10 protein-coding genes are annotated in these 14,175 nt (G+C 49.2%); 1 reads left to right on the forward strand and 9 read right to left on the reverse strand.

Going from position 1 to position 14,175, the window contains the following annotated elements; genetic code table 11:
* Window positions 1–29: 29 nt before the first annotated feature.
* The 9 genes from V8Z93_RS09250 to V8Z93_RS09290 form a co-directional block, all read right to left on the reverse strand.
* Window positions 30–2,135, reverse strand: coding sequence for a DUF5686 family protein (locus V8Z93_RS09250; RefSeq protein WP_439431326.1), 2,106 nt, complete (start codon window positions 2,133–2,135; stop codon window positions 30–32).
* 120 nt (window positions 2,136–2,255) lie between these two features.
* The gene (locus V8Z93_RS09255) at window positions 2,256–3,128 is read right to left on the reverse strand and encodes a sigma-70 family RNA polymerase sigma factor (RefSeq protein WP_203038514.1); all 873 of its coding nucleotides are present in this window, start codon (window positions 3,126–3,128) and stop codon (window positions 2,256–2,258) included.
* Window positions 3,129–3,243: 115 nt separating this feature from the next.
* Window positions 3,244–4,956 carry a GH25 family lysozyme gene (locus V8Z93_RS09260; RefSeq protein ID WP_439431327.1) on the reverse strand — a complete coding sequence of 571 codons (1,713 nt, stop codon included), beginning with the start codon at window positions 4,954–4,956 and terminating at the stop codon, window positions 3,244–3,246.
* Between the two features lie 41 nt (window positions 4,957–4,997).
* Complete coding sequence (gene tilS, locus V8Z93_RS09265; RefSeq protein WP_439431328.1) at window positions 4,998–6,386, reverse strand: tRNA lysidine(34) synthetase TilS; 1,389 nt, start codon at window positions 6,384–6,386, stop codon at window positions 4,998–5,000.
* 67 nt (window positions 6,387–6,453) lie between these two features.
* Complete coding sequence (kdsB, locus tag V8Z93_RS09270; protein ID WP_203038508.1) at window positions 6,454–7,194, reverse strand: 3-deoxy-manno-octulosonate cytidylyltransferase; 741 nt, start codon at window positions 7,192–7,194, stop codon at window positions 6,454–6,456.
* A gap of 170 nt (window positions 7,195–7,364) precedes the next feature.
* On the reverse strand, window positions 7,365–8,603 hold the full coding sequence (locus V8Z93_RS09275) for an ABC transporter permease (RefSeq protein WP_217763339.1): 1,239 nt from the start codon (window positions 8,601–8,603) through the stop codon (window positions 7,365–7,367).
* 90 nt (window positions 8,604–8,693) lie between these two features.
* The gene (locus V8Z93_RS09280) at window positions 8,694–9,464 is read right to left on the reverse strand and encodes an ABC transporter ATP-binding protein (RefSeq protein WP_203049961.1); all 771 of its coding nucleotides are present in this window, start codon (window positions 9,462–9,464) and stop codon (window positions 8,694–8,696) included.
* Window positions 9,465–9,515: 51 nt separating this feature from the next.
* Entirely contained in the window at window positions 9,516–10,697 is a 1,182-nt protein-coding gene (locus tag V8Z93_RS09285) for an efflux RND transporter periplasmic adaptor subunit (protein ID WP_439431329.1), read from the reverse strand.
* 84 nt (window positions 10,698–10,781) lie between these two features.
* The gene (locus V8Z93_RS09290) at window positions 10,782–12,116 is read right to left on the reverse strand and encodes a TolC family protein (RefSeq protein WP_439431330.1); all 1,335 of its coding nucleotides are present in this window, start codon (window positions 12,114–12,116) and stop codon (window positions 10,782–10,784) included.
* A 434-nt stretch (window positions 12,117–12,550) separates the two neighbouring features.
* On the opposite strand from V8Z93_RS09290, the gene V8Z93_RS09295 reads away from it, so the two are divergent.
* Window positions 12,551–14,161 carry a capsule assembly Wzi family protein gene (locus tag V8Z93_RS09295; RefSeq protein WP_439431331.1) on the forward strand — a complete coding sequence of 537 codons (1,611 nt, stop codon included), beginning with the start codon at window positions 12,551–12,553 and terminating at the stop codon, window positions 14,159–14,161.
* The last annotated feature ends 14 nt before the right edge of the window (window positions 14,162–14,175 follow it).

The raw sequence follows: 14,175 nt of genomic DNA on the forward strand, positions 1-14,175 counted from the left end.
CTTTCTGTTTCTGATATTGCCTGCGCGAGCTACCAGTTTCTGAACAGCTCGAAACCGAATCGGCAACCTACGCCATCAAATTTCAGTTCCCTGAAGGCGGCGAAGAACCCCAGTGATACCAAACGGGTGCTCAGTCCGTATCCCCATTCTGTGTATGGAGTAAGGTGCTTCACCATCAGTCCGCTGATGTAGAATCGCTCTTTCTCGAAATATCTTCCCACCAGCGGCATCCATGCCGACAGGATGATGGGGGCCTCGTAGGTGCAGTTGGCGCGCAGATAATAGTCGCTGGCGTTATACCATTGTGAGGAAAGCAGCTCAAAGTCTCCCGTCCATTCGTCGTTCCAGCCTCCAGGAATGTTGTTGTTGTGGAAGTTGGTGTAATCCACGAAGTCCCAGTGGGCAGTGCGCATGGTGTAGAATCCTGTGCCGAAGCGCATGGAGTAGGAGCGGCGACGGGAAGCGTAGAAGATGGTCTGGGCATCAAACTCGGCTCTGCCGTAGTCGATGTTGCCGCCCAGGAGATTCTTGATTCCCTGTTCGTAGTCAAACTTCAGCACGACGCCTTTCTCGCCCTTGGGTCTCCATTCCAATCCGAAGACCGGTGCCACAGATTTATATTTGTCGGGATAGCCTATCTTGTGATAGAACTCCGGTCTCACGGCAACACGGTTGTGTGAAACCATGCCCAGTTCGAAAGCCCATTTCGGGTTGAATCGCCAATGGTTGGTCAGGCGATAGTATTGGTCTTTAAACTCAGTATAGTCTGTTTTCCCGTCTTTGATGGCTGGAATCACGCTTGGTGAGAAGTCGCCGATGCTATCTTTCGATTCGATATATCCCAGCGCCTGTCTAGCCACTCGGTTGGTGTTGATTCTGTTTCCGTTACCCACCAGGAATTGCAGAAATCCCTCGTGCTTGGCATTGTAGTTGAATCTGGCAGGCACATTGAAGTAGAAGCGGTGCTGCTTGAAACTGTAACCGCCTTTTATACCCAGCGATATCTGCAGGTTCCTGTTGAAGGCATATTCGCCTCTCAGGTTAAACTTGTAAACCACTCCCTTTTTCTGTGAATATCCCATGTAGAGGGGATTGAAGATAGGGTCGATTCTGAAATATCCCTGGCTCTCTTTGCCGAATCCGCTGGATATGCGATTGAGCAGGTTGTCGCCCACCACATCCCACAATACATCCTTCACGAAGTCGGTCTTCTTTTCTTCTTCTGCTGCTTTTTCCTGTTTCTTTCTTCTTTCCATCTTATCGTAGTAATCACGATAAATCATCTCCTCATCCGTGTTGAGCTTGATAGGGCGGACTTTTGCCATCAGGGTAGTATCCTCTGCATTGTTGAGGCTGTCGCTTAATATTTTCGGCAGGTCGTAGATGGTGGTATATTTGCCCGTAATCTTGTTGCCCATAAACTGGAAGTTGGCTCTCAGGTCGCATTTCGCGGGTCCGAGCGTCTTGAATCCTTCCTTGCCCATTGTCAGCGAGATGTAGAATCGGGTCATGTCGTATTCGCCCTCGAAGTCGCAGAGGTATATCTGTCCGTTCTTGATGTGTACGATGGCTCGTGTTTCTACCAGTTGGGTATTCTTGATGCGCGGATAGGCATAAACCTGGGCCATGCCGTAAGGCAGGGGAGTGACGGAGTATCTGTAGTATCTCCTGTTGGTGCGATGGAATGGCGACAGGATGTTTTCCTGGAAGAGGGTCTCTCCATATACGTTCGGGGTCATGTAGTTCAACACCGATGTCATCGTGTTTCTGCGATGAGGAATGGTGCTGAGGTTGAGCTGACGGCTGATGTGGGGAGTGCCTTTCTCATCCACCGTGATACGGTTGTAAAATTCGGTGATAAACTTTCTTCCGGCTCCATGCGAAATGGCATACATTGTAGGCACGAGCATGAGGGTGGCGTTGCGCTTGTTGGTGCGCATCTGGAACTTGGTATAGGCATAGCTTGTTCTGTTGCCTCTGCCCGTGGTATCAACTTGCTGGGCATAGCAGAATATGCGGCGCATCACCGAGTCGGTGAGAGCGTCGCTCTTATCGCGTTTCTTAGCGCTTGCCGTAAGTGGCAGGCAGCATCCCGCGACAGTCAGGGCTATGATGTGAAGTAGATACCTGTTCATATAGATATAAAAAATCGGGTGAGGCTGATTGCCGCACCCGATTGCAAAGTTACTAATTTATATGTAAATGTCCAAACCTTTATCTGTTTTATTACATCTTTTTATCTTTAAATATGGGTTTTATCCCAGATATTTCATAAGAATGCCGATTTTTCCCGACTCTCTGAGCTTGGTGATGCTCTTTTCCCTGATCTGGCGTACGCGCTCACGGGTCAATCCCATCTTGTCGCCAATCTCCTCAAGTCCTTTCTCGGTCTCATCGATACCGAAGCAGGCACAAACTATCTTGCGCTCTCTTTCCTTGAGGCATTTGCTCAGAACCTGCTTCAGCTCCTGTGCCATACTCTCGTGGTCCACATGCTTGTCGGTTCGGCTGTCATCGCCGCTCGACATCACGTCGGCCATCGAGTTGTCGTCGTCCTCGCCGAATGGGGCATCGATGCTCACGTGGTGTCCGCTTGCCATGATGCTCTGCGTAATCTTGTCTTCATCCACTCCGGTTCTGTCAGAAATCTCCTGAACGCTAGGGCGTCGCTGGTTTTCCTGTTCGAACTTGTTGATTTCCTGGTTCACCTTGTTGAGCGAACCCACCTGGTTCAAGGGCAGTCTCACGATTCTGCTCTGCTCGGCTATAGCCTGCAGGATGCTCTGGCGAATCCACCATACGGCATACGAGATGAACTTGAAGCCTCGGGTCTCGTCAAAGCGTTCTGCTGCCTTGATGAGGCCGATGTTGCCTTCGTCTATCAGGTCGGTGAGGGTAAGCCCCTGGTGCTGATATTGCTTGGCTACAGACACAACAAATCGCAGGTTGGCTTCTACCAACTTGTTCTTGGCTCTCTCTCCGGCTCTGCCACCCTTGCGGATAATCTGCGCCAGTTCTATCTCTTCGTCGATGGAAATCATAGGAGCTCTGCCTATTTCCACCAGATATTTATCGAGTGCCTCACTATTTCGATTGGTTATACTTTTCTGTATTTTCAGCTGTCTCATAATAACTATTCCCTCTTTCTTTTAGTTACACAATAATGCAAAGATAGTAAAATATTCAATAGGTTGTTACTTCTGGTAACATTATTTAACCAAAAACTCTTGGTTTTTTAAAATTTTATCTAACTGCTTCATTCTTAGCGAATTTATCGAATGCTTTTTGGTAACCATTGAAGACGTTGATGTCCACCGTTCCGTGTATGCCGGCAACCCTTCCGTCGGGGCATAATTGCCAATAAACCAGGTGAATGTCTGGCTTATATTCGCCATATCGGGCTATCCACACCAGGTAGTCGTGCTTCAGGTCGGGGGCAAGCGGAAGATACCGGTTTACGAACATCTGACTGATGTAGAGGATGGGTTTCACTCCGGTGGCTCTTTCCACCAGTCGGAGCCATGTTCTTACCCTTGCGAAGAGTACAGCCGGACCGCCCATCTGCTTAATCTGACTTGGGAATGGTTCCAAATCCAGAACAGGAGGAAAATCGCCACGGCGGATATGGCTATGGCGCAAGAAGTGGTTTGCCTGTTCCACAGCCGAACTCCTAGTGCTGAAGAAGTGGTAAGTTCCTACGTGATAGCCGTGTTTGCGTGCATCGTTATAGTCTTTCTTGTAGAAAGGATTGACGATAGACTTTCCTTCCGTACTCTTGATGTAGACATATCTGATTGGGAAGTTCACGTTTCCATTCACGGTCTTCTTGCTGATGGTTCCCAGGTGGGTGATGCGCAGTCGCTTCCAGTCGATAGGATACTTCTTCTTGCCTTTGCCATGCTGGTATTTGGAGATGTCGATGCCGTAGATGCGCTGCGATGTATAGACCAGTCGCTCACCCTTGTATTTATCAGCCTTCCATTCGCCTACTCTCAGCGGTTTCTTTGGGGCGATGCTGAATCCCCAGCCGTTTCTTTCGCCGTCTTTCCATTCACCCTCGTAGTAGGTACCGTCGTGTCCTATCCATACACCATAGCCCTCGGCTTGGTACAGACTGTCGTATGAACCCGAGAAGTAGCCCAGGGAATCGGGTCTCAGTTCATAGTTGATAGGCTTCCTGTGGGTGACTCCCTGCAGGGTTACGATGCCGGCAGCCGTGCGGGGGGCAATGCCGAAGATGCCATCTGGGGTGGTTTCTGAAGCCAGCTGGAAGAGATGGCAACCTTGGGTATTTTTGCCGTCCATGCTTCCGATGAGCTTGCAGTCTTCACTTTGGGTCTTGCCGTTCTCGTCGGTGTAGAATGCCTTATATATAATAAGGTGTACCAGTTGCAGTTTTTCCTTGCCGTTGGATACTTTTCCCAAAGAATCCTTGCCCTGGATATGGTGCAGGGAGTCGAGCATCTTCTTGGCTGAATCTCTCAACACCTTTTCCCGGTTCTCGAATGCGCAGATTCTGTTGTAGCCCAGGTCCATCACGCTGTGCGAGTGGATGTAGTAGGCTAGCTCGCTCTCTTTCCATTTGGAATCTTTGTAGAGACTGTCGAGCGAATCCACTTTTTCCACCAGTACGCTGTCGGCATCCAGCCCCTTGTATTTGTTTTGGGTGATGCTGGCATCATAGGATGCTGCGAGTCGTCCCTGGCAAGATGGCACCAGTGCCCAGCGGTTCACGAAGACGGCGGCTAGGGTGGTGGTGTCTTCGTCGAAGTGCAGCAAGGTCTTGTCGCCTCTTCTTATCTCGTAGCTGCTGTATACTTCAATGCGTGCCTTGGCAGCCTGCACGCTTTCTCTTGTGGGGTTCTGGCAGCGATAGGTCCAGTATCCCAAGGCTAAAAGTAGAATAACCAACAAGGCACCGGCTATCCCGATGCCTCTTTTTCTGATGTTTGTCATTTTTCAATTCCTTCCCTGTTTCTTCTATTCTCTCTTATTTCTCATTTTCTTTTCTGTGGGGCATCCGGATTATCCATCATTTCTATCTCCAGGATAGATTGGGTGGATGGAGTGATTTTGCATCTGTCGGATGTTCTTTCTCCGATGAGCCAGATGATTTCGCCTTCCTTGTCGGTCAGTACATGCTGGCTCATCTTTTCCATGTAGTTTCGTTTGCGGTCGGTGAGGTAATCACTGATGAGTTTGGTTCCCTTCATGCCGAATGGCAGGAAGCGGTCGCCTTGGACTGTCAACCGGTAGGTGAGTGGGAAGCTCACCTTGTCGGCATCTAGCGTGATGCGATGGCTCTCTTTACTTGGTGCAAAGTCTTCGGTTCGTGGATAGCGGCGGAGCTTGATTTTCGTGCTGTCGTTGAGCGTGTAGTTTCCTTCTTCGGGGAGTCGGAATTCCCGCTCTTTCTGCAGGTTGTCCAGCGCCTTCAGCGGAGTGATGAGCAGTTGCTCTCGGTCGATGGCTAGCATGTAGTCATTGCTTTTCCAAACCTTTCCTGTGCCACCATCCGGATTTCTCAGGGCGTCCATGATGTTATCGATGGTGTCGCCGTGGAATCCGTAGTTGCCGATGCATTTATGGAGCATGAACTCCTGACTTGCCGCCATCATGATAGGGGCTTTGTCGATGTAAATCACACTGTCGGCATCGTCTGCATCAGACGGTTTCATGTCTTTCTCCATATTGTCGAGCATCAGCTTTGCCTGTCTCAGATATTTTGCCGACTGTGCGATGTTATCCCTGGCTGCTGGGTTTAGTGTTTCAAGCAGCGGAATCACATGGTGGCGGATTTTGTTGCGCAGGGCATCATCTTCCAGATTCGTGGAATCGGTTACGTAATCTTGTTTCTTCTCTGCCAGATAGTCGAGCACATCCTGTCGGCTGATGCAGAGCAGCGGTCGCAGGATGTTGCCGTTTTGCGGAGCGATGGCAGCGAGTCCGTCCACGCCCGAACCTCTGAGCAGGTTGAGCAGCAGGGTTTCCACGTTGTCATCACGATGGTGTGCCACGCAGATGCCATCGGCATTGATGTCTTTGGCGAGTTGGGCGAAATAGCGATAGCGCAGGTCGCGCGCCGCCATCTCGATGCTCACCTTGTGCTTTTCGGCATAGGTAAATGTGTCGAAGTGGATGCGGTGCAGGGCAATGCCTTCACGTTCGCACAGATCCACGCAGAATTGTTCGTCGCGATCACTTTCTTCGCCACGCAGATGGAAGTTACAATGGGCGGCCTCAACGGGCATGCCGATGCTTTTCAGGATGAGCAGCAAGGCTACGCTGTCGGCTCCTCCCGAAAGGGCAACGATATAAAAGCCATCGTGCTTCCACATGTTGTGGCGCACGATGTAATTCTTGATGGTACTTTCTATCTTGTTCATCTTCATCTCTCCCTGTAACTCCTATCTCTTATCTGTAAACTGTAAGCTATAAATTGTCAACTATAAACTATAAACTCTTTAAGAACTCTTCTGCTCGTTCCAAGTCTTCTGGGGTATCAATGCCTACGGTCTCCACATCGGTGGTTCCCACCTTAATCTTATAGCCATTCTGTAACCAGCGCAACTGCTCCAGGCTCTCTGCAATTTCCAGAGAACTCTGTGGCAACTGGGTTACCTCCTTGAGCACTTCCTTGCGGTAAGCATAGATACCCAGATGCTTCAGGTAAGGGAAGTTGTCGAGCCAGTCTTTGCGCTCCTTGCCTCTTACGTATGGGATGACGCTGCGGGAGAAGTAGAGTGCAAAGCCCTGGTTGCTCACGGCAATCTTCGGACTGTTTGGATTCTCCACGGCATCCATTGATGTAAATGCCTTGCCCAAGGTAGCAATCTGGGTGGTTGGGTCGTCAAAGCAATGGCAGATGGTCTCCAGCTGGCTCTTTGCCACGAAAGGCTCATCGCCCTGCACGTTGACGATGACATCCCAGTCACCGCCAATCTTCTCGATGGCTTCCTCAATGCGGTCGGTACCGCTCTTGTGGTCGGTGCGGGTCATCACCGCCTTACCGCCAAAAGCCTCCACGGCATTGAAGATGCGCTCGTCGTCGGTAGCCACGTAGGCTTCCTCCAAGACGGCTGCTACTTTCTCATAAACGTGCTGGATTACTGGTTTGCCACCAAGCATGGCGAGTGGTTTACCTGGGAAACGCGTTGAGGCGTATCGTGCTGGAATGATTCCTATAAATCTCATAATTGTCTGTCTTTTAAATGTTTACTTTCTTTCTGCTCAGTGCTTCTTTCCTATAACCTTCTTAAATCTTTTCAGAATCTTTCCTGAATCTTGCCGGTAACAAAAAAAGTTGCACTTTGCAGACGCAAAAGTACAACTTTATTTTGTATTAACCAAATATATTTCGAATTTTATTCATATCTTATCGCCTCAATCGGGTCGAGACGGGCTGCCTTCTTTGCAGGATACCAGCCGAAGAATACTCCGGTGAAGGTACATACGGCAAAACTCATGATGATACTCCATGGCTCAATCTGCGTGGCGATGTGCAGGAAAGCATTCAGACTGAGCGATAGACTCACGCCCAATATCACTCCGATGATACCACCTGTTACTGACAGCAGGATAGCCTCAATCAAAAACTGGTTCAGAATGTCGATGCCTCGGGCACCCACACTCATTCTAAGACCAATCTCCCGTGTTCGCTCGGTTACGGAAACATACATGATATTCATGATTCCGATACCGCCTACCAGCAGCGAGATGCCTGCCACGGATCCGAGCAGGATGGTGATGGTAGACATGGTGGAGTTCATCATGCTGGATATTTCCTCCTGCGAACGGATGTTGAAGTCATCTTCATCTGCCTCTGTGGTGGCGGTGGCATCCTTCAGTTTGTGGTTGCGGCGCAGGATGTCGCTAATCTGGTCTTGCGCTGGCTGCGAAGCTTCCTCGGTGATGGCTGAGCATACGATGCCGCCCAGGTAAGTCTGTGCCAGGATTCGCTTCATCACGGTGGTGTAAGGTGCCAGTACCAGGTCGTCCTGGTCCATACCCATACTATTGTAGCCTTTTTTCTTGAGCACGCCTACCACACGGAAAGGGATGCTGTTGAAGCGCACCACCTTACCGATAGGGTCGCTGCCGTCAGGAAAGAGGTAATCTACCACCGTCTGCCCCAGGATGCAAACCTTGGCAGCCGCCTTGATGTCGGCATCGGTAAACATTTCACCATCAGCAACTTTTAACTGTCGGATGCTGAGGTAATCCTGGTTCACACCATAGATGCTGCTCTGGGTGTTGTTGTTGCCGTAGATCCACTGTCCGGCGGTATTCACGGTAGGAGAGATGGCACTGATATAGTTGCACTCATCCTTGATAGTCTGATAATCAGTCTGCTTCAGGGTCTCCATCGAAGAGGCGTCCTGTCTCACGCCGCCTCTCATGTCGGCACCCGGCGAAATCATGATCATGTTGGAACCCATCTCGGCGATGTTCGCCTTGATGCTCGCCTTGCTTCCCTGTCCGATGGCAAGCATCGTAATCACGGCTGCGATACCAATGATGATACCCAGGGCTGTGAGGAAGGAGCGCATCTTGTTGGCTGCTATCGCTCGGAGGGCTATCTTTAAAAGATTCTGATAATTCATTTACTTTGAACTTTGAATTTTGAACATTGAACTTTATGATTAGTAAAGCTGTTGAATTCTTCACTCTTCACTCTTCGTTCTTCACTTCTCCTATTCGTCCGTATTGGCTGGCAATGCGGCAAGGCCTTCGGCTGCCGAGAGGATATGGTCGTTGTATGTATCACTGATGATATGACCATCTCGCAGTTCGATGTTGCGGCTCGAATAGTTGGCGATGTCTGGGTTGTGAGTCACGAAGATGATAGTTCTTCCCTCGGCATAGAGCTTCTGGAAGAGTACGAGAATCTCGAAACTGGTTCGGGTATCAAGATTACCCGTAGCCTCATCGGCGAGAATCACGGCAGGGTCGTTCACCAAGGCTCTGGCGATGGCCACACGCTGCATCTGTCCACCCGACATCTGGTTGCTCTTGTGATAGAGTCGCTCGCCCAGGCCCACAGCCTTCAAGGCTTCGATGGCACGCTGCTTGCGCTCCTCGGCAGTAACGGAAGGATTGTACATCAGTGGCAGCTCCACATTCTCCACACTGGTAGTCTTCGGCAGAAGGTTGTAGTTCTGGAAGATGAAACCAATCTTGCGGTTGCGGAGGATGGCACGGTCGTTGCGGCTCATCTTTCTTACGCTGACACCATCCAGATAGTATTCGCCGCTGGATGGCGTGTCGAGACATCCCAGCTGGTTCAATAGGGTAGATTTACCCGAACCCGACTTACCCATGATCGTAACGAACTCGCCTTCGTATATCTTAAAGCTCACGCCCTTCAGGGCATGCACCACCTCGTCGCCTACCATGAAGTTGCGCCTCACGTTGTCCAGCTCGATGACAACCTTCTTCTCTTTGTTATCAATATTTTCAGCCATAATTCTTAACTATAAATTGTAAATTATTAATTATAAATTATGCCTTCTGTCTTATTTCTTCTTCCCTCTAGGGCCAGGACCGCTGATCAGACCTTGGCTCTGCTGGGTATCCTCTTCCTCCTCAGGCGTATTGACGATGATTTCTGTTACAATCTTCTGTCCTTTCTTGATACCCTTGATGATTTCGGTGTGCACTCCGTCGGTCTGACCGATGGTTACGGAATGGGCTGTGAGGGTCTTGTCGCTGAGGGTCCATACCTTGTTCTTGCCCTTGCAATCCACAATTTTCATATCCTTGCCCACGGTTTCCTTGGTAGGAGTAAAACGCAAAGCCTTGTTGGCTACAGCGAGTACGCCACTGCGCTCCTGGGTGTAGATGGTGACATTGGCTGTCAGACCAGGCTTCAGCTTGAGGTCTGCATTTGGAGCAGATATTACCACCTCGTAAGTAACCACATTGTTGGTAGTAGTTGCTTCCAGGCGCACCTGCTTTACGGTTCCCTCGAAGGTATCATCCGGATAAGCATCTACGGTGAAGGTAACACGGTCGCCTTCTTTCACACCGCCGATATCAGCCTCATCTACGTTTGCCACTACTTGCATGTTAGTCAAGTCCCTGGCAATGGTGAAGAGTTCTGGAGTGCTGAAGCTTGCCGCTACGGTCTGGCCTTCCTCTACGCTCTTCGAGATAACGGTACCATCGATAGGCGATGTAATGGTAGCGTAGCCCAGGTTGGTTTGGGCCTTCTGTACACTTTCCTTGGATGAAGCCACCTGTTCCTTCGCCTGGCGATAGGTGAGGAGAGCATTCTCATATTCATCGGCGCTCACAAGTCCCTTCTTGTAAAGAGTCTGGTAGCGGCTCATGTTGGCTGCCTGATAATTGAGGTCGCTGGTGGCACTGGCGAGATTTGCCTTAGCCGTATTGAGTTCGCTAAGCAGGTTGGTCTTGTCGAGTTCGGCAATTACCTGTCCCTTCTTTACCTGGGAGTTGTAATCCACATAGAGTTTGTTCACGATACCGCTCACCTGTGTACCCACGGTTACAGAGGTCACGGCCTCGATGGTGCCGGTGGCAGTTACACTGTTCTGGAGGGTTTCAGTCTTCACCGCTTCCTCCTTGAAGTTAATCTCTTCTTCCTTCTTGCCTCCCGACAGCGCCCAGGCTGCCACGGCAATGACTACTATCACGATGACAGCAATCCAGATTTTGCTTATTTTTAATTTCTTCATTTTATGATGTTAACCTATTAAATGTTTTGCAATATGTGTATATAAAATAGGAGTAGAAACTCCTGACTTCTTATGATCCTTTCCTTAGATACTTCCGTCCTTGTAGAACTTCAGAATGTTGAGGTTGAGGATGGTCATGTATTTTGCCTGAAGTTCATTCTGCTTAGCCTTCAGCAGGTTATCCTTACCTGTGCGAAGCTCTACTATGTTCTTCAAACCCAACTTAAACTGCTCGCTCAGCAGATCGTAGCTGGTCTGTGCACTTTCGGTGCTTACCTTGGCAGCCTTAAACTGGCTCTGGTTGGTAGAGGCCTGCAACCAGTATTTCTCGATGGTAGAGTAGAGCTGAGTCTGCTGGTTCTTCAGGTCAAGCTGGATACTCTCACGCTGGATAAGTGCCTTGTTCACCTGGGTCTTGGTAGAGCGGTTGTCGAAGAGAGGCACGCTTATGCTGATTCCGCCGCCCATGTTGAAGTTGGTCTTCAACTGTGTGCCCCATGCCTTGTTGTTCATCGAAGTGCTGCTGGTAGAAACACCCGCATTGGCGCTGATGGTAGGCAACTTGCCCGCCTTGGCAATCTGGATGGTGAGGTCGTTCTGTGCCAACTGGTTCTGGAAGGTCTTGAATTCCGGACGGTTTTCCAAAGCCGCAGCATATACGCCGTTCAGTGCCGGGATGGCATCCAGCGCCATCGCATCCGTGGTGTTTGGCATATTGATATCAAAAGCCTCATCGCTGGTAATCTGGAGCAACTCCTTCAGCTGTCGCTTATAGTCCTTCACGTTGCTTTCAGCCTGTACGATGTTATACTCATCCTGGGCACGCTGTGCGGTGAGTTGGGCAAGGTCAGCCTGGCTCATCTTACCTACTTTTACCATTTCCTTGCCACGTTCTTCGTTCTCGAGACTCGACTTGTAGCTTTCCTTGTTTACCTGTATGGCCTCTGTAGAGTAGAGAATCTGAACGTAGAGTGTGGCAATCTGCTCCTGCAGTTCCACAGCCTGGGTTGCCGAATCGAGTTCTGCAGCCTCAGCTACCAGCTTGTTGAGCTTCACCTGGTTCTTGTTCTTATTGCCGTTCCAGATGGTGTAATTACCAGCCACCGAGTAGGTGCCGTTGTAATATACCTTGTCGATGCTGGCTCTTGAGAAGCCGTCGCTGCTGATGCCGCTAGCCACCCATGGCGTGTAGTTTACGCTTTGGTTGGTGCTTGCATTGAGCGAAGGCAGCAGAGCCGCTTTCGACTGCAAGTAGTCCTCCTGTGCGCTGGCCTTGGTGAGCTGCGTTTTCTGGAGCGAGATGTTGTTGGCAAGCGCATAGTCGATGCAGTCTTTCAGCGACCATTGCTTGGCTTGTGTGGCAAGTGGAGCTGCTGCTATGAGCAGGGCAAACATGCCGTTTCTTAAACTTCCGTTCATACTTCTTCTTTTGTTACTTTTACTGTTACTTTTCTTTTTTCTGTCCCAATGATACATATTGCAAAACTTTTAATGGGTCAACTTTTGTCGTTTAGACGCAGAAAGCGGCCCATTGGTTGCAAATGTCGATATAGTTGATTGATTTTTTTTCAGATGGTTTATCTGATTAGCTTATTTTTAACAATCGTTGGGAAAATGAAATGTTTCTTTTCAACTTTCAATCTCTTTGATTTCCTTCTGATTTTTGAACGTAAAATCAGTTGATAGTATAACAATTCGTAATGATTGTTAAAGAAGTATGGCAGTACGCAATATTTGTTTTACTTTTGCATTTTATTAAGGTCAAGCAGTTAATAGTGCTTAGGCTTTGGATAAGGAATATATTCAAGAGATAACATTTAGAAGTAGTTTATTTTAATCATATTCGCAACTTGATGAAGAAGAAGATAGCAATATACTTGGCGGCTTGTGCTCTGCCAGTCCACGTCACTGCCCAGGAGTTGTGGCCGGAAGAAGACGTAGACCCAGGCAAACTCAATCTCTGCAAGGGGGTGGAGTATGGGGTGGAGATGCAAGGCTCCTTGTCGAAGGGGAAAACTCCACTTTGGCTCAATGCCAACAAGTATGGCTTGAGTTCGCTCGATGAGCGGAATGGCTATATGCGGGTGAACGTGATTCGCCCTCTTGCTGCTGATTCTGCCCGCCGCTGGGCGGTGGGGTATGGTGTGGATGTGGTGGCTCCCGTTAATTATACCAGTCATGCCATCGTGCAGCAGGCTTTTGTTGAGGCCCGCTGGCTTCATGGCGTGTTGAGCGTGGGTGCCAAGGAATATCCGCTGGAACTCAAGAATCAGTCTTTGTCAAGTGGCAGCCAGACGCTGGGCATCAATGCGCGCCCTGTTCCTCAGGTTCGCCTTGCCTTGCCCGATTATTGGACCTTGCCGATATTCAATGGTTGGGTGCATCTGAAAGGTCACATCGCCTATGGTATGATGACCGATGACAGTTGGCAGCATGACTTCACGAACAAAGAGCAGAAATATGCCGACGAAGTGCTCTATCATAGCAAGGCAGGTTATCTGAAGATAGGCAGCGAGGAGAGATTCTGTCCTTGGAGCCTGGAGATGGGGGTAGAGATGGCAGACCTGTTTGGGGGCAAGCCTTACTACCGTACTCCGAGTGGCGAGATGATATTGAAGCCATCAGAAAAAGGTCTTCTTGGCTTCTGGCATGCGTTTTTCCCAGGTGGCGCTGATCCTGGCGAGAATGAATACATCAATAAGGCTGGTGATATAGTGGGTTCATGGGTGATGCGCTTCAACTATGACTTCGACAGCTGGAAACTCGGCTTCTATGCCGATCATTTCTTTGAGGACGACAGTCAACTTTTCTTCCTCGATTATAATGGTTATGGCGAAGGACCGGATGAGTGGAATCAGAAGAAATACTCCCGTTTTTTCCTCTATTCGTTCAAGGATATCATGCTGGGTACTGAGTTGAATTTCAAGTATGGCAAGTGGTTGCGCAATGTGGTAGTGGAATATCTCTATACCAAATATCAGAGCGGTCCTTATAATCACGACCGTACCATCAATATTCCCGACCATCTTTCGGGAACGGATGATTATTACAACCATGGTACTTTTACCGGATGGCAGCATTGGGGACAGGTGATGGGCAATCCGCTTTACCGATCACCTATCTATAATGATAATGGAAAAATCGAGGTGTTAGACAATCGTTTCATAGCTTACCATCTTGGTTTCGATGGTCAGCCTACAGATAGATTCGGCTACCGTGCGCTGGTTACTTACCAGAAAGGTTGGGGAACCTATAACGAGCCGTTCACCAAGAAACATCATAACGTTAGTTTTCTGGTTGAGGGTAATTATGCCTTCAATCATGGTTGGGCGATGAAGGCAGGCTATGGCATGGATTTCGGCAGCAATCAAATGCTGGGGCACAATGCCGGTTTCCAACTCACCGTCAGCAAAAAGGGAAATTTAGGTAAGAAAAAATCGTCTGTAAGACAAGAAATTATGTGATGATAATTTTAGGT

This window comes from Segatella copri (assembly GCF_051861805.1).
Taxonomy (GTDB): Bacteria; Bacteroidota; Bacteroidia; order Bacteroidales; family Bacteroidaceae; genus Prevotella; species Prevotella copri_M.